Source organism: Thioalkalivibrio versutus (assembly GCF_001999325.1).
In the GTDB taxonomy this organism is placed as follows: Bacteria; Pseudomonadota; Gammaproteobacteria; order Ectothiorhodospirales; family Ectothiorhodospiraceae; genus Thioalkalivibrio; species Thioalkalivibrio versutus.
Window position 1 is genome coordinate 1 of the sequence record NZ_MVAR01000005.1, and the last position, 15,843, is coordinate 15,843.

The following is a 15,843-nucleotide window of genomic DNA, read 5'->3' on the forward strand; positions in this document are numbered from 1 at the left end:
CAGGGCGTCAAGATGACCGGGCCGGCCCCGGTCAGCGACAGCGCACCCTCCGCTCCAGAGACGTCACCGCCGGTGGCGAAGCCCGGATTCTTCACGCGCATCTGGTCCTCGCTGTTCCCCAACGCGCGTCCGGCAGACGGACCGGAAGATGAACAGGAAGACAGCCGCAAGGGCGGAGGTCGCGGGCGCGCCGGCGAAAGCAACCGCGGCGGCAAGGGCAGCGGCCGCGGGGGCAGTCGGAAAAAGGCCGACAACGGCGGCCGCAATACCGGCGACAAGCGTGACGAGACCGACAAGGGCAAGAAGGGCGCACCCGACAAGACGGATAGTGCCAAGGGCAATGGCACCAAGCCCGATGGTGCCAAGGGCCGTTCCCGTCGTGGCGGCAAGAAAGATGCCGATGCCGCGAAGGGCACGAGCAACGAATCTCCGAAACAAGCCGCCGAAAGCCGGACGCCTGACACCAGGGGACCCGAGAAGTCCGCAGACTCGAAACCGGCCGAGAAGCCGGCCGAGAAACCAGCACGGGACAAGGACGAGGCCGCCACTAGCGAAGCCGCGGACACTCCTGCGGGTAACGGACCGGAGAAGTCGGACGAGGATGACGGCAGCAAGGGTCGCAGCACCCGTTCCCGCCGTTCCCGTCGCGGTGGCCGGCGTCGTGGCGGTCGTGGACGTTCTGGCGAAAACGCCGGCGAAGCCGGCACCGATGGTGCGCAGAACACTGCAAACGAGGGTTCCGCTCCGGAATCCGGCAGTGATACGGCCGCCCCGGATTCGGCCGCCTCGGCCGACACCGGAAAGGCGCACGCTGAGACGCCCAAAGAAGCTCAGAACCCCGAGTCCTCTGCCCCAACCCGGGACGGTGGCGAGAGTACCCCGCCACCGGAAAAGGCCAGCCCCGACGATGGCGTCCCCAAGGACGCCGCGCCCGCCAAGGGGCGTAGCCGCGGTGGTCGCGGCCGCAAGCCGGCCCCGGCCTCCTCAGACACCTCCGCCGGCGAAGGGACTCCGGGCTCCAGCGAGCCGAACACCCCGACGGAAAGCCAGCCGGCCGTTTCCGATTCCCGGGAACCGGCCCCAAAAGCCGAGCCGGCTGCGAAGCAGGACACGGCGGACGCCACAGGCCAAAGCGACAAGGCCCCGGCCAAGCGCCCGGCCCGGGCCAAGAAGTCCGCAGCCGATGCCGGGGATGCCGCGAGCAAGACCGATGCGACCCCGACGGAACCGCCGGACACCGCTCCCAAGCCAAGAACCCGCCGGCCAAAGGCGACCAAGGCGGAGACCACCCCCTCCGATGAAGGGGCCTCTGCTTCAAGGCCGGACGAAGTGAAAGCAGAAAAGCCTGCGGAGGCGAAAGACGACAAACCTGCCGCGCCCAAGCCCACTGCCGAGCCAGCGGAACCGGCCGCCGAAAGTCCGAACCGCAAAGGCGACGACTGACAGGACGAGGTCCCTCGTCCAACCAAAAAGGGCCCGCCTATTGGCGGGCCCTTTTTGGTTCTGGCCTCGGGATTCCGAATGGATGATCTTCCAGAAGGGTCAGACCGACGCCTTTGGCGCGGCTTGCACGCGACCCTGCGCCAGTCGACTCCGGCAGCGACTCCTGCGCCCGGTCCGCCACTCGCCCGGCAGTGCTGTCAGGAGGCCTTCAACGTGTGGCGATCGCGGATATGTTCCAGCAACCCATCCGCTGCCGCTTCCACCAGGTCCATGACGTGCACGAACCCTTCGTCCCCGCCGTAGTACGGGTCCGGGACTTCGTGTTCGCCGAACTGTGGCGCAAAGTCCAGAAACCGCAGCAACTCCGCCCGCGCATCTGCCGGACGGATGCGCTCGGCATTGCGGTAGTTTGCGTCGTCCATGGTCAGGATGTAATCGAACTCCAGGAAATCCTCGGGCTCCAGCCGGCGCGCGCGCAGATGTTCCAGATCGTAGCCGCGCGAGCGCGCCTCCTGGCGGGCCCGGCTATCCGCCTTCGCTCCCACGTGATACCCGGCGGTTCCGGCCGAATCGACCTCGATGGCCTCGCTCAGTCCGTGTTCGCGCACCCGCGCCTCGAACACCCCATGGGCCATCGGCGAGCGACAAATATTGCCCAGGCAAACCATCAGTACACGTATCTTCGACATCGCTCCACAGTCCGAATCGCGAAAGGCATCAGGATAACAAACCGGGCATCCTGGGCGGGCCGTTTCATTCCGCGCCCTCCGGTATGCCATGCTGAGGCTTTGCATCACGAGATCCATTGATGGTCGACCTTGGCGGTCCGCGCATTCCCGGCTGGACACCCCCCGGCAATGTGGCCAGTGGGGCGGGCACCGGAACGCGACAATCCCTCCAGACCGGAACGCGCATCGAGGTTCGTGTCCTGGACGTACTTGCCGATCGCGGGGTGCGGCTGCGTCTCGAACCCTCCCCGGGCCGCAGCGGCGCATCGACCGCGACACGCCCCTCCCCCCCTGCCACGGTGGTCGCCGCCCAGCTGACCGGCGCATTGCCCACGGCCTTGTTGAACCGACCCGGCTCGGGCGCTTCCGGCACCGCCATGCTGGCCGAGATCACCCGCACCGAGCCACGCCTGGAGGTCCGCCTGCTCCCCCTGACCATGGATCGCGCCGCACCCCGCCCCGCCAGTAGCGGCTCAGCGCCCAACCCGGCCCAGCAGTGGCTGGGACAAGAACTGCGTCTACAGCTCCCCGGGGCTCGCTCACTGGGGCCGGCTCTGCATGGCCTGCTGACCCAGCCCTCCGGGACCGGGGCGCCAGCCACGAGCGCCATGCCCGGGGCCCAGGCCGCACCCGCACTGCACCGTATCCTGGAGCTCCTGCCCACGCCGGGCCAACTGGCACAGCCCGAGACCCTGCGCCAGCACGTCCAGCAATCGGGACTCTGGATGGAGGCCATGCTGGGGCATGCCGGACGCGGTCAAGGCCCGATGCATCCATTCGCGGCAGATCTCAAGGCCCAGCTGCTGCGTGCCGCAGACCAGGTTCGCCAAGCGGCGGACGCACGCCCTGCAGCGCAAGCACCCCCCGCCACCGCCTCGGCTCCCCCTGCCCCGGCCGCCCTGTCCGGCCTTCTGGAGGGCCTCCTGAAACGTGTCACGTCGCTCCAGCTCCAGTCGCTGCAGTCCTTCGCAAGTGACGAGCCCGGCAACAGTCGCTGGTTATTCGAACTTCCGCTGCGCAGCGAGCAGGGTATCCACGGTGTTTTCGGCGAGATCCACCGCGAAGGCGGAAGCGACGACGAAGCCGAAGCGCCCTGGTCGATTGTGTTGACGCTGGATATCGGTGACCTCGGCCCGACGCGGATCGCCCTGGCATCGCGCAATGGGGGCGTCAGCGTGCACTTCACCGCACCCGAGGCCGATACTGTCACGCGACTGCGCAGCGAAATGGCTTATCTCCGCGATCGGCTGGGCGAGCGCGACCTGACGGTGACGGGGCTGTCGGTACGTCAGGGCGAGGTCGATACGGACCCGCGCCCCACGAATTCGCATCGCATGCTGGACGAACAGGCCTGAGCCGATGGCACGAAAGGATCATGGGGACCGAACGGCCGACCGCGGCCGATCACCGGCCAAGGCGGTCGCACTGGAATGGGATCGTCGGCAGGCGCCGCGGATCACAGCCAGCGGCTCGGGCCTGACGGCCGAGGCCATCCTGCGCATTGCCGAGGAACACGGAATCCCGCTGCATCAGGACCCGGCCCTGAGCGAGGCGCTGGCGCAGGTCCCCGTCGGCAGCGAGATCCCGGAAGAGCTCTACATCGCAGTCGCGGAGATTCTCGCCTTTGTGTTCCTGCTGGCAGGGATCACACCCGACGACCGGGGCAGTGGGTATCAGGCCCCCTCGCGCCAGTCCAGACCGGACCGCGAAGGGCCGGACCGGGACTCATGAACGCCCGGCGAACCCGGAACCGCCGGCATTCCCGGAGCCGTGCAGGCTGAACAACAAGTCGAGTTCGGTGGAAGTAAGGCCACAACGCCGACGGACCTCTTCACGACCCAGGCCCTGCTGGATCAGAAGAATCGCCTGCTCGTAGGCACCGCTGTCGCCCTCGCGGGCGCGTAGCTCGCTGTGCTGGTCATGCAGGCGCGCCAGGGCACGCTGTACCGAGGCCTGTGCCTGCCCGTGGGTCGCAACCCCTTCAGACAGAGCCTTCATTGCCCCTTGCAGCGCCATTACCGAGGTGGCCTGACGCTGATAATCCTGACGCAGGGCAACCAACTGCCGACGCAACAGAATCACGAGCCCCACGGCAAATCCGGCGACGATGGTCGCCAGCAACGCAATCAACGCGGCGAGCCAGATCAGCATTCCCTCTCCCATTGCCTGCACACTCCTGAAACCCGGGGCCTGCCGATTGTCGCGTGATTCGTGAGGGCGTGACCAGCCATGGCGAAAAAATCGGACACGGACCCGCGCCCGGACCGAGTGGGTGCCGGTCCCCGGGGAGTTCAAGCGTAGTCGTCGATCAGGCCGCGCCGCTGGCGGCGTTCTTCCTTGCGCGGCGGACGCTGCTGGGTTGGACGCACTGCGGGACGAAAGACCGGATCGCGGTCATGGTCGTCGCTCAAACTGCGCCCGGGAACAGTGGTATGGACCGGTCGAACAGTCCGGTCCGGCTGGAGTTCGTCGACCATGGTTCACCTCCCGGCTTGCGCCTCATGGTCCTCGTCTGTTGACTGTAGACCCGACGTGCGCGGCTACAGTTCGCGCAACTGCGCCCACTCGTCGTCCGATAGCAGCCTGTTCAGGTCCACCAGGATGGTGAGGCCCTCCTCGGTGCTGGTCACGCCCTGAATAAAGCGGCTGCTGTCATCGTTACCCACCTCGGGCGCCGGCTCGACCGAATCCGGGGAGATCCGCACGACCTCCGAGACGGAATCCACCAGAATCCCCACGTTCTGGTTGTCTACATCGATGATCACGATGCGCGAGGCCTCATCCGACTCGCGATCATCCAGCCCCATACGCCGCCGGGCGTCGATCACCGTAACGACATTCCCGCGCAGGTTGATGATCCCGAGGATGTAGTCCGGCACACCCGGTACCGGGGCGATCTCGGTAACCTTGAGCACCTCCTGAACCTGCAGAACGTCGATCGCATAGGTTTCCTCCGCCAGACTGAAAGTCACATACGGAGCGGTGTCGGCCTTGGTCATGGCTTCTACGTCTTGTGCGCTGCTCATGTCATCCTCGATATTCCGTGCCGGCGGGGGCCGCCCTGTGGTGTCGTCTTGACCGGGTTATCGGCCGATTACCGCCATGCTTGAATGGCGCCGGCCGGGATCAGTCCCAGCCACCCTCGTCGAGGGTGCGATCCAGCGCCTCCAGGTCCAGCAACGTCGCCATCTTCTCGCGCTCCACGCCGGCCAGCCAGGGCAGGCGCCGGCGGTGGCTGCGCCAGCGCAACGACTCCGGCTGGATCACCCGGGTACCGTGAATCGCGCGACAGGCCAGCGCGAACCGCGAACCCGCGAGGAACACCACCTGCCGGGCCGTATCCGGCTCGTAGTCACGATCTTCCGGTGTCACCACTGCGGCCAGGTCAATCAGCTGCACCCGCCCCTGCTTGGTATCCGCCAATCCAAGGTACCAGACCGAATGATTCGGGGTGGGCCGCACTTCCAGGCTGTCCAGCGGCGCCACCCCGCCCAGCGCATGTAGCGGCGCCAGCAGGGTCAGGTTGCCAGCCTCGATCACGAGGGCCGAAAACGGCTGCTCGGGCCGCGCATACTCGCGCTCCGCTGGATCGGCCGGTGGGGCTGGTGGGGCCGAGGCCACTACCGGCGCCGGGACGACGTCCACCGCATCGGCTTCACGGACCGGGGCTTCCAACTCCACTACGGGCGCAGCTTCTTCTACCGGCGGCCGTGGCTCCAGGATATCCGGTCGCAGAAGCGGGCGAACGGGCTCCGGCTCGTCCAGCAGGCTGCCGAAGTAGTCGTCCAGCGCCTCCGGCTCGGCCTTCAGGGCCAGGTTGTCGACTATGGAACGGTTCATCCGCGTCGCCTCCGTTCATGGGGTTCGGACAGCCGGCCACCGATGGCCTCCAGCAGATCCGAGTAGGCGAGCACACCCCGGGCGTCCGGGATCATGAAACACAGCGGCTGCCCGGCACTGGAGGCATCGCGGAATTTCGTGTCCACCGGGATTACGCCCGGCCAGACGTCGTCGCCGTACAAACGACGCAGTTCCGACAGGGCCTCGTGCGCCGCGCGCGTACGACGGTCGAACAGGGTCGGAATAATCCGGTACGCCAACTCGGACTTGCGCGATTTCTGTACCATTTTCAGCGTATTGATCATTCGTTCCAGCCCCTTCAGGGCGAGGAACTCGGTCTGCACCGGCACCAGCAGTTCGTCACAGGCGGCCAGCGCATTGACCATCAACACACCGAGCATCGGCGGGCAATCCAGCAACACGTAGTCGTACTGCCCCGAGATCTTCTCCAGCGCGTGACGCAGCACCAGCCCCATGCCACTGCGGGTTCCCAGCTGGCGATCCAGCGTCGCCAGCGCGGTACTCGCGGTCAGTAGATCCAGCCCCGGGAACCGGGTCTCGCGGATCAGTCCATTCGGGTCCGGATCCGCACCCTCGGCGCACTGGCTGAAAAGCTCGTACACCCCGCGCGTGGCGGTCTCCGGATCATGGCCGAAATACGCCGTCAGCGATCCGTGCGGGTCCACATCCACCAGCAGCACGCGTTGCTCCGGGCCCGACAGGAGCCCGCCCAGCGTCACCGTGGTGGTGGTCTTGCCCACCCCCCCCTTTTGGTTTGCAACCGCCCAGACCTTCATGGTGTGTCTCCATCCATCGGGAGCGGTGCGGGCGGAAGATCCTCGCGCAGGCGCTCCGGTTCCTGCGCGCCCTCGGCGCGCGGACGCGCCCCGGGCAGTACCACGATGGACACGCGCCGGTTCTCGGCCCGCCCCTCCGCAGTGTCGTTGCTGGCCGTCGGCCGGTGCTCGCCATAGCCTAGGGCGACCAGATTCTCCGGATCGACCCCGACCTCCTCGAACACGCTGACCACTGCGGCCGCCCGTCCGGACGACAGCTCCCAATTCGACGGATAGATCGCGGTCTGGATGGGCACATTGTCCGTGTGTCCCTCCACATGAACGCGGGAGACACGTGGCGCAAGAATCTCGCCAACCTCTTGCAGAAGACCCTCCGCCTGTGGGTTCAGGGTCGCCGCCCCGGACGCAAACAGGAGACGGCTGGTGATCTCGATCTCCAGCCAATAGGCCTCGCGCGTCACGCGCAGGTCGCCATCCTCGATCCATTGCGCCATCGCCTGTTCGATCTCGCGCGCGGTATCCGCCAGTTCGTCCAGGAACGCCTGCATCCCAGCGTCGTCCGGGCCCTCGTCAAGCATCCCGCTCAAGGCCATGTCGATGGGCTGAGGACCATCCTCCACCAGACCTGGCTGGACCTCGATAGGCACCAGGGCACGCAGATCCTGCGGTGTACGTTCCCGGGCCACGGTGGGATCCCCGACCTGAATCGGGTCGGCCTGCATCGGTGCGCGAAAGGCGTCCACTAGCGACTCGGACAGCACCCTGTACTTGCCGTCATCCACCGAGGAGATGGCGTACATCACCACGAAGAACGCCAGCAGCAGTGTGACCAGATCCCCATAGGGGATGGCCCATGCCTCGTGATTCTGATGTTCTTCCGCCCGCTTGCGTCGCGCCATGGTGACCTCACTCGTGGATGAAGCCACTCAGCTTGCTTTCGATGTTCCGCGGGTTTTCACCTTCCGCAATGGCGATAAGACCTTCCATCAGCATTTGCTGGTGTTGCGAGCGGTTCTGAATAATCGACTTCAATTTGTTGGCCACCGGAAGGAACAGCAGGTTGGCCGAGGCAATGCCGTAGATCGTGGCGACAAAGGCCGCCGCGATGCCCGCCCCCAGCTTGCTCGGATCCGCGAGGTTCTGCATCACTGCCATCAGGCCCATCACCGCGCCGACAATCCCCAGGGTCGGGGCATAGATCCCCATGCTCTCGAAGATCTTCGCGCCCTGCAGGTCGAAGTGCTCGCGGTTGTCGAGGTCGGCCTCCATGATCTGGCGAATGGTCTGCGGTTCACTACCGTCCACCAGCAGTTGCAGTCCCTTGCGGGCAAAGCCGTCGGTCTCCTCGTCGGCCAGCGTCTCCAGGCCTAGCAGGCCTTCCTTGCGCGCGACATGCGACCACTCGACGATCTGCTCGACCGTCGCGCGATTGTCGACCTTCGGTGGCTTGAAGGCCCACGGCAGGATGCGCATACCGTGCATGAAGACCGACAGCCGTGCCTGCACCAGGGTCGCCCCCAGGGTCCCCAGCACCACGATCAGGAAGGCCGCGGCATTCCACAGCGCACCCAGGCCACTGCCCTTGGCAATGCTGCCGCCGAGAACCGCCACCAGCCCCAGGGTAATCCCGATGAGGCTCAGGATATCCATGTCAGCAGAACCCCTTCACCAGTGCGGGCCCGATTTCGGGCAGCGGGTACACATGATCGGACAGGCCGGCCTCGGCCACTGCCGCCGGCATCCCGTACACCACGCAGGTCGCCGCATCCTGCGACCACACCTGCGCGCCGGCGCCCTTCAGCGCCCGCGTGCCTTCGCGGCCATCGGCGCCCATGCCGGTGAGGATCACGGCAAGCACCTGCCCGCGCAGCGCCTCCACGGCGGAACCGAAGGCCGCATCCACGCTCGGCTTGTAGATGGTGCCCAGGGGGCTCTCCGCGATTCGCACATGCGTCTGGCTGCCGCGCTCCAGCGTTGTCTGCATCCCGCCCGGGGCCAGCAGCGCCACGCCCGGCTTCAGCACATCACCGTCCTTCGCCTGACGCACCTCGATATTGCACATGGCGTTCAGACGTTCGGCGAAGGCCGGGGTAAAACTGGCGGGCATGTGTTGCACCAGCAGGATCGGCAGCGGGAAATTCGCCGGGAGCGGCTTCAGCACCTCCTGCAGCGCCACTGGACCGCCGGTGGAGGTACCAATCAGTACCGCGCGCAACTGCCGTAACGGCGTCGGCGGCCGGGAACTGGCAACCGCCGGAGCCGGCTTGCGCGCATCGGCCGCGGCCTGACGGTCGGTCTCTTCGCGGCGCGCGGACGGCCGGGCCTCCCGCGCAGGCGTGGTCGTGCCCGGGGCACTGACAGAGCGCGCCCGGCTGCGTGACAACGAGCGCACGCGGCGCCGAAGCAGCATGCGCGCGCTGTCCTCGTCCCCCGCCATGTCGCTGAAGCGCTTGGGAAGGAAGTCCACCGCCCCGGCCTCCAACGCATCCAGGGTCGCCTGGGCTCCCTCGGTCGTGAGACTGGAGAACATCAGGATCGGAAGCGGGCGCTCGGCCATGATCTTGCGCACCGCAGTGATGCCGTCCATCACCGGCATCTCGATATCCATGGTCACGACATCGGGATCGAGGTCCCGGACCTTGGCGATCGCCTGCTCGCCATTCTCGGCCGAACCTACGACCTCAATGCCGGAATCGGAATCCAGGATCTCGGCGATACGCCGACGAAAGAACCCCGAATCGTCAACTACCAGAACCCTGATCGGCATCCTCAGCCCTCGCTCGAGCGCGACGCGCGGCGCGGTCGACCGGACATTTGCAGTTGCCGCATCAGGATGGTCACCAGGTCGGAGACGTCGAGGATCAGGGCGATGCCCCCATCCCCGGTGATCGTCGCTCCCGCCAGGCCCTTCACGCCTTGCAGATTCTGGCCGAGCGGCTTGATGACCACCTCTTCCTGCCCCACGAGATCATCCACCACCAGTCCTACCTTGCGGTCGGCCGTATGGACCACCACTACGTGGGCATCCTTGCGCACCTCGGGCTCGTGCCCAGGCTTCAGCCAGCGCTTGAGGTAATGGACTGGCAGGGCGTGCTTGCGCACCATGATGACTTCCTGATCATCCACGTAATTCGTCTTGGTCAAATCCAGATCCAGGATCTCGGAGACCGAGGCCAGCGGGATCGCAAAACGCCGGCCGTCCAGAATCACCATCAGGGCGGGCAGGATCGCCAGGGTCAGGGGCAGCTTCACCCGCAGCGTGGTCCCTACGCCGATCTCGGAATCGATCTCGATGGTGCCGTTGAGCTGCGAGATCTTGGTCTTGACCACGTCCATGCCAACCCCGCGGCCGGAGACGTCCGAGATCTCGGTCTTGGTGGAGAATCCGGCCATGAAGATGACGTTGAAGGCCTCGCGATCGGTCATGCGTTCGGCCATCGCGGGCTCCATCAGCCCCTTCTCCACCACCTTCCGACGCAGGGCCTGCGGGTCCATGCCACCGCCGTCGTCCTTGATCAGCAGTGCGATGTGATCACCCTCCTGGGCCGCGCCGAGCACGACCGTACCCTTGCGCGACTTGCCCGCCGCCTCGCGCACATCGGGCGTCTCGATGCCATGGTCCACAGCATTCCGCACCAGATGCACCAGCGGATCGGACAGGGCCTCGACCAGATTCTTGTCGAGGTCGGTTTCCTCGCCGAAGATCTCCAGCTCGATCTCCTTGCCCAGATTCCGCGACAGATCGCGGATCACTCGAGGGAAGCGATTGAAGACCTTCTTCACCGGCTGCATGCGGGTCTTCATCACCGAGGTCTGCAGGTCGGAGGTCACCAGTGCCAGCGAACTGATCGCCTTGCCCAGTTCGTCGTCGACATGCTGCGAACGCAGCATGCTCAGCCGGTTTCGTACCAGAACCAGCTCGCCCACCAGGTTCATGATCTCGTCCAGGCGCTCGGTATCCACACGCACGGAGGTCTCGCCCTGCGGAGCCGAGCGCCCACCGGCCTCGGCCCCGCCGGCGCGGGCACTACCGCCGCCCTGCCCACCGGCAGCCGCCGGTTCCGGCGTTACCGCTTTTTCCGGCTCGGGCGCCACGGCCGCGGGCTCGGTCGGCAGTGGATCCGCAGGGGCGTCCGCAGCCGGTTCGGGCGATGCCGGACCTCCGCCCTTGGCCTGCAACTCGTCCAGCAAATTCTCGAACTCGTCGTCGCTGATCAGATCACCGCCCGAGTCTTCGCTGGCCCCGGCGTCGCCCGGCACGGCCGCGTCCACGGGTGCCGGGGCCCCGTCACCATGCAACGTATCCAGCAGGGCCTCGAACTCGTCGTCCGTGATCTCCTCCCCACCGCCCACCATGGCGTCGCCGGGGGCCGAGGCCTGTGGCTCGGGGACGGGCTCCGGTTCAGGCGCGGGCGGCGCCCCGGCGGTATCTCCGGCGACATCTTCGTTTTTTGCCATGCGCCGCAGGTCCTCGACCACCGCGGCATCGGCGGGGGTCGGGTCCACTCCGGAACGCAGATCCCCGAACATGACGTTCAGGGAGTCCAGCACGCGGAGCATGGTGTCCACCAGATGGCTATCGGCACGGCGTTCGCCGTTGCGCAGCAGATTGAAGACGTCCTCGGCGTGATGACACACCGTCACCAGCGCATCCAGGCTCAAGAACCCGGCGCCCCCCTTGATGGTGTGGAAGCTTCGAAAGACCGCATTCAACAGATCCCGGTCGTCCGGGTTCTGTTCCAGGTCGATGAGTTGCTCGTTGAGCCCCTCCAGCAGTTCCCCGGCCTCGATCAGGAAGTCCTGAAGGATCTCGTCATTGGGGTCGATGGCCATTCAGTCTCTCCGGTCCCGTGGCGCCAGTCGTATGGGGGGCACTGCTAGAAGCCCAGGCTTGATAGCAGATCGTCCACCTCGTCCTGTCCTTGAACGACATCTGCGCTGGAATCTTGAGTCTTGGGCACACTGGGGCCGTGACCCTTGCGGTCCGCCTCGCGGTCTTCTTCGCCACGATCCAGGGACGCCTCGGCCGCTTCGACCTGCTCCATGCGCCCGCTGGAGAGCCGAATCAGGGTAACGAGGTTCTCTTCGAGGTCAGTCACCAACTGGATCACCCGGCGAATCACCTGGCCGGTAATGTCCTGATAACTTTGTGCCATCAGCACCTCGGAGAGCAGCCGCCGCAACTCCTCGGCGTCCTCGCCCGCCTGCCCGAAGAAGCTGTCCAGCTCACGCGCGAAATCGCGGAATTCGTCCACCGAGAGCTGCCGGTTGCGAAACCGCGTCCATTTGGCGGTCAAGTCGGCCGCCTGCTGGCTGAACGACTCGGCGATCGGCAGGCTCGACTCGATGGCGCCCATCGTGGCGTGCGCGGCCTGCTCGGTCATGGTGACCACGTAGTTCAGGCGTTCCTTCGCATCCGGGATCTCCGCCTGCGTCAGCTCCACCAGACGCGAGTCCCCACGGAAACTCTGCAAGGCCTCGTGAAGGTCGCGCGTCAGCTTGCCCAGTTCATCGAAGAGCTCGCGGTCGTAAGGACGCGCAAGATCCTGCACCAGCGCGCGCGCCGCCGCGTCGTCGCCCGCCTCGAGCGTCTGCACCAGTTGTCGGGCCAGCTCGAGCTGGCCGTCGCGTGGGGGGTGTTCCTGTTCAGTCATGAGGAGCCTCTTGCTGGTACGGCGCCGAAGGAGCCGGGTCACGCCCACCCGCGCAAGCGAGACGGACGTCGTCCGTATTCACCACCGGGCGATCCTTAGCCCTGTGCTTCAATACGTTCGAAGATCTTGTCGATCTTTTCCTTCAGCGTTTCGGCGGTAAACGGCTTGACCACATAACCGTTCACACCCGCCTCCGCGGCCTCCACGATCTGGTCGCGCTTGGCCTCGGCCGTCACCATCAGCACCGGCATCGACTTCAGGTTGGCATCCGCCCGGACGGCCTTCAGCAGGTCGATGCCCGGCATGTTGGGCATGTTCCAGTCGGTAATCAGGAAGTCGAAATCACCATTTTGCAGCATCGGCAGCGCGGTGCTGCCGTCGTCGGCTTCCTGCGTATTATTGAAGCCAAGATCGCGCAAGAGGTTCTTGATAATGCGCCGCATCGTGGAAAAATCGTCCACGATGAGAATTTTCATTCCCTTGTCCACACGTCACTCCGGGATTCGTAAGGTGAGTTTTAGAATAACTGCAAAGCCGCGCCGTCTTCGAGCCACGACCCCATGCGCGCGCGCAGCCGAATGACCGCCTGGCTGCGAATCTGGCTCACGCGCGACTCGGTCACGCCCAGAACAGCCCCGATCTCGCGCAGATTCAGTTCTTCGGTGTAATACAGCGAAAGCACCAGGCGTTCGCGTTCAGGCAGATCCCCAAGGGCCTCGGCCAACTCCTCGCGAAACTCGCCAGCCTCAAGGCTACGCGACGGCGAGACTTCCTGCCCCTCGATCACGCGATCGGCCCCGTCATCCCCGCCACCCAGATCGTCCAGTGCAAACAGATGGGCCCCGGCGTGGTCCTTGAGCATGTCGTAATAGTCATCGATAGGCACGTCCAGCTCGGCCGCCACCTCGCTCCCACGCGCCGCACGCCCCTCGCGGGCCTCGACACTCTGGATCGCGGCGGCAATACGCCGGCTGTTGCGATGCACCGAACGTGGCGTCCAGTCACTGCGACGCAACTCGTCGATCATCGCGCCGCGGATGCGGATTCCGGCGTAGGTGGCAAAGGTCGCCCCCTGCCCGCCCTCGAACTGCCGCGCCGCCTCCAGCAGACCGATCATGCCGGCCTGGATCAGGTCATCGACCTGGACCGAGGCCGGTAGACGGGCCATCAGGTGGTGCGCAATGCGATGCACCAGTTCAACGTGATCGGCAATCAGCTTCTCGTGTCCACCGGTCGCGGTGGACGTCGCCTGGTAGCCGGAAAGGCGATTACGCGTCGTCATCATGCGCTCTGCAGCATTCGTTCCACGAAGAACCCGACGCCCCCGTGGTCACCCCCACCGACTGGCCAGCGATCCACCGTGTGTGCCAGGTCGGCAAACGCCTTGCCAGCCGGACTGCCGGGATACTGCTGAACCACCGGCGCCCTTTTCTGCACGGCCTTGCGCAGATGTTCGTCCATGGGGATATAGCCGGCCAGGTCCAGGACCACCTCCGGCAGGTACTTGCCGCAGACGGTATTGAGTTTCTGCATCAGCCGCTCCGCCCCCTCGCGTCCGCTGACCATGTTCGTGACCATGCGGAAACGCCGCAGGCCGTGGTCACGGTGCAGCACCTTGATCAAGGCATAGGCATCGGTAATCGAAGCCGGCTCGTCGCAGACCACCACCAGGGTCTCCTGTACCGCCCGGCAGAACGAAGTCACCGACTCCTGCAGGCCTGCGGCGGTGTCCACGATCAGGACATCCAGCGGCCTGCGGTAGGCGCTGAAGGCATGGATCAGCCCTGCGTGCTCCGCCGGCGTGAGGTTCGCCATCGCCGCGATACCGGAGGCCGACGGGACCACCTTCACCCCGTCCGGCCCCTGGACCAGGACATCGTCCAGGCTGTCCACCGCGCCGGTCACCAGATCATGCAGGGTGCGCTCCGGGCGCATCCCGAGCAACAGGTCCACGTTGGCCAGGCCCAGATCCGCATCGAACAGCATCACCTCGCGGCCCAACCGGGCCAGGCCGACCGCCAGATTGACCGACACGTTGGTCTTCCCGACCCCGCCCTTGCCCGACGCGACCGCAATGACCTTCAACGGCTTGTTAGTGCGTGGCATAACGCCCCTTTCCAACCGGCTGAATCAGTTCCAGTGTTGCCGGCTCGGTCCCCTGCGCCGGGCGCAGCGGCGCGCGCGAGCGTCGCGGCGGTTCCATTTCGGCCAGCCGTTCGGCAGCCCAGGTCTCACGGGCATTGCCACCCGCCCGCGCGCCCTCCGCGTCGTCGTCCAGCGCCAGGCGGGTCAGATACCCCGTATCAACCCGGTGAAAATCCTCGGCGATGCGCTGGCCATCGCTCACGAACCCAAGTCCCAGGTGCTGATCCAGCAGGACCGACAGGACCTCGCCCAGCTGTTCTGCCTCGTCCAGCTTGGTCAGCACCAGCGCCGAGGGATCCGCCTTGCGAAACGCCTCCAGCACCCGCCGCAAGGTACTGCCCTGGGTCGTGGCCGACACAACCAACCAGCTCTCGGCACGGATATCCGGCGGCAGATGCGCGAACAGCGACTCCTCCTCCACCGCGCGCGGCGCCTGCCCGGCGGTATCCACCAGGATCAGGTGGCCATCGTCCACGCGCCGCGCCAGATCGCGCAGTTCGCGCGCATTCTGCAGCACGCGCACCGAGATCCCCGCCATCTGCGCAAAGGCTTGCAGCTGCCGTGTGGCACCGATGCGCTGGCTGTCCAGGGTCACCAGCGTAACCGAATCCGGTCCCATCCGACGGATCTGGCGCAACGCGATCCGTGCCAGCGTGGTGGTCTTGCCGACACCGGTCGGCCCCACCATCGCCAGCAGCCCGCCCTCGTCCAGGATCGCCGGGCGATGCGTGGCAATCGCACCCGAAAGCCGCGCGCGGAGACGCTCCCAAGCCTGCTCGGGGGAGCTGTCATCGAGGATGCTGCCCGCCAGGCTGCGGGCCAGCGATTCACTGAAGCCGCGGTCGATCAGGCGGACCTTGCATTCTGCCGCCAGCGGATGACGGGCCGCCCAGCGAGCCTCGTCACTCTCCGCATACTGACGCGTCATCAGGCTGCGCAGGTCACGCAACTCCTGGCGCATCGCAGTGAGTTCGGGATCGGCCGGCCAGGAAGGCGCCGCCGAATTCGGGGCGCGGTCGGCGGTGCGCGCCTCGCGGGCCGGGTTTGCAGCCTCCGGCTCGCGAACCGGCTCCGAGGACTCGCCATCCTCCAGGGCGGCGACCACCTCCAGCCAGCCATCCACCCGGCGACTGGAGAGGATCACGGCATCCTCTCCCTGTTGTTCGCGCACCTGACGCATGGCGTCGCGCATGTCCCGGGCCCGATATCGTCTGACATTCATGCTTTGATCTCCTG

Annotated in this window: 16 protein-coding genes and 2 pseudogenes; 3 read left to right on the top strand and 15 right to left on the bottom strand. The window is 66.2% G+C overall.

The annotated features are described in order from the left end of the window. A pseudogene (locus tag B0684_RS01565) lies at window positions 1–1,443 on the top strand (ribonuclease E/G); the annotation flags it as partial. Window positions 1,444–1,640: 197 nt separating this feature from the next. Here the strand turns inward: B0684_RS01565 and B0684_RS01570 are convergent. Then, on the bottom strand, window positions 1,641–2,132 hold the full coding sequence (locus B0684_RS01570; protein WP_026313054.1) for a low molecular weight protein-tyrosine-phosphatase: 492 nt from the start codon (window positions 2,130–2,132) through the stop codon (window positions 1,641–1,643). Window positions 2,133–2,251: 119 nt separating this feature from the next. Here B0684_RS01570 and fliK point away from each other — a divergent pair, with 119 nt between their 5' ends. Beyond that, entirely contained in the window at window positions 2,252–3,526 is a 1,275-nt protein-coding gene (gene fliK, locus B0684_RS01575) for a flagellar hook-length control protein FliK (protein ID WP_018176825.1), read from the top strand. 4 nt (window positions 3,527–3,530) lie between these two features. Continuing rightward, window positions 3,531–3,902, top strand: a complete 372-nt coding sequence (locus tag B0684_RS01580) for an EscU/YscU/HrcU family type III secretion system export apparatus switch protein (protein WP_018176826.1) — start codon at window positions 3,531–3,533, stop codon at window positions 3,900–3,902. On the opposite strand, the gene B0684_RS01585 is transcribed toward B0684_RS01580, so the two are convergent. From B0684_RS01585 to flhF, 14 genes and pseudogenes are all read right to left on the bottom strand, one after another. Further along, window positions 3,897–4,322: a DUF2802 domain-containing protein gene (locus B0684_RS01585; RefSeq protein WP_018176827.1), complete on the bottom strand. Its 426-nt coding sequence runs from the start codon at window positions 4,320–4,322 to the stop codon at window positions 3,897–3,899. The two genes, B0684_RS01580 and B0684_RS01585, sit on opposite strands and share 6 nt — an antisense overlap. Window positions 4,323–4,462: 140 nt before the next feature. Further along, window positions 4,463–4,648 carry a hypothetical protein gene (locus B0684_RS01590; RefSeq protein WP_018169737.1) on the bottom strand — a complete coding sequence of 62 codons (186 nt, stop codon included), beginning with the start codon at window positions 4,646–4,648 and terminating at the stop codon, window positions 4,463–4,465. Between the two features lie 63 nt (window positions 4,649–4,711). Further along, window positions 4,712–5,170 (bottom strand): chemotaxis protein CheW, encoded by a 459-nt coding sequence (locus B0684_RS01595; RefSeq protein ID WP_018145733.1) that lies wholly within the window; start codon window positions 5,168–5,170, stop codon window positions 4,712–4,714. Window positions 5,171–5,297: 127 nt separating this feature from the next. After that, entirely contained in the window at window positions 5,298–6,011 is a 714-nt protein-coding gene (locus B0684_RS01600; protein WP_018176829.1) for a chemotaxis protein CheW, read from the bottom strand. Continuing rightward, on the bottom strand, window positions 6,008–6,808 hold the full coding sequence (locus B0684_RS01605) for a ParA family protein (protein WP_018169735.1): 801 nt from the start codon (window positions 6,806–6,808) through the stop codon (window positions 6,008–6,010). Before B0684_RS01605 ends, B0684_RS01600 begins: the two co-directional genes overlap by 4 nt. Beyond that, the gene (gene motD, locus B0684_RS01610; protein WP_018169734.1) at window positions 6,805–7,707 is read right to left on the bottom strand and encodes a flagellar motor protein MotD; all 903 of its coding nucleotides are present in this window, start codon (window positions 7,705–7,707) and stop codon (window positions 6,805–6,807) included. The genes B0684_RS01605 and motD overlap by 4 nt, the downstream gene beginning before the upstream one ends. A gap of 7 nt (window positions 7,708–7,714) precedes the next feature. Then, complete coding sequence (locus B0684_RS01615; RefSeq protein WP_018145737.1) at window positions 7,715–8,458, bottom strand: flagellar motor protein; 744 nt, start codon at window positions 8,456–8,458, stop codon at window positions 7,715–7,717. A gap of 1 nt (window position 8,459) precedes the next feature. Further along, window positions 8,460–9,575, bottom strand: coding sequence for a protein-glutamate methylesterase/protein-glutamine glutaminase (locus B0684_RS01620; RefSeq protein ID WP_018176830.1), 1,116 nt, complete (start codon window positions 9,573–9,575; stop codon window positions 8,460–8,462). A 2-nt stretch (window positions 9,576–9,577) separates the two neighbouring features. Continuing rightward, the gene (locus tag B0684_RS01625) at window positions 9,578–11,641 is read right to left on the bottom strand and encodes a chemotaxis protein CheA (protein WP_018650155.1); all 2,064 of its coding nucleotides are present in this window, start codon (window positions 11,639–11,641) and stop codon (window positions 9,578–9,580) included. Window positions 11,642–11,685: 44 nt separating this feature from the next. After that, window positions 11,686–12,462: a protein phosphatase CheZ gene (locus B0684_RS01630; RefSeq protein WP_018176832.1), complete on the bottom strand. Its 777-nt coding sequence runs from the start codon at window positions 12,460–12,462 to the stop codon at window positions 11,686–11,688. A gap of 95 nt (window positions 12,463–12,557) precedes the next feature. Further along, entirely contained in the window at window positions 12,558–12,938 is a 381-nt protein-coding gene (gene cheY, locus B0684_RS01635) for a chemotaxis response regulator CheY (protein WP_018145741.1), read from the bottom strand. Between the two features lie 41 nt (window positions 12,939–12,979). Beyond that, a complete protein-coding gene (locus B0684_RS01640) occupies window positions 12,980–13,747 on the bottom strand; it encodes an RNA polymerase sigma factor FliA (protein WP_018169731.1) in 768 nt (255 codons plus the stop codon). After that, window positions 13,744–14,568 (bottom strand): MinD/ParA family protein, encoded by an 825-nt coding sequence (locus B0684_RS01645; protein WP_018176833.1) that lies wholly within the window; start codon window positions 14,566–14,568, stop codon window positions 13,744–13,746. The genes B0684_RS01640 and B0684_RS01645 overlap by 4 nt, the downstream gene beginning before the upstream one ends. A gap of 168 nt (window positions 14,569–14,736) precedes the next feature. Beyond that, window positions 14,737–15,829, bottom strand: a pseudogene (flhF, locus tag B0684_RS01650) (flagellar biosynthesis protein FlhF); the annotation flags it as partial. Between the last annotated feature and the right edge of the window lie 14 nt (window positions 15,830–15,843).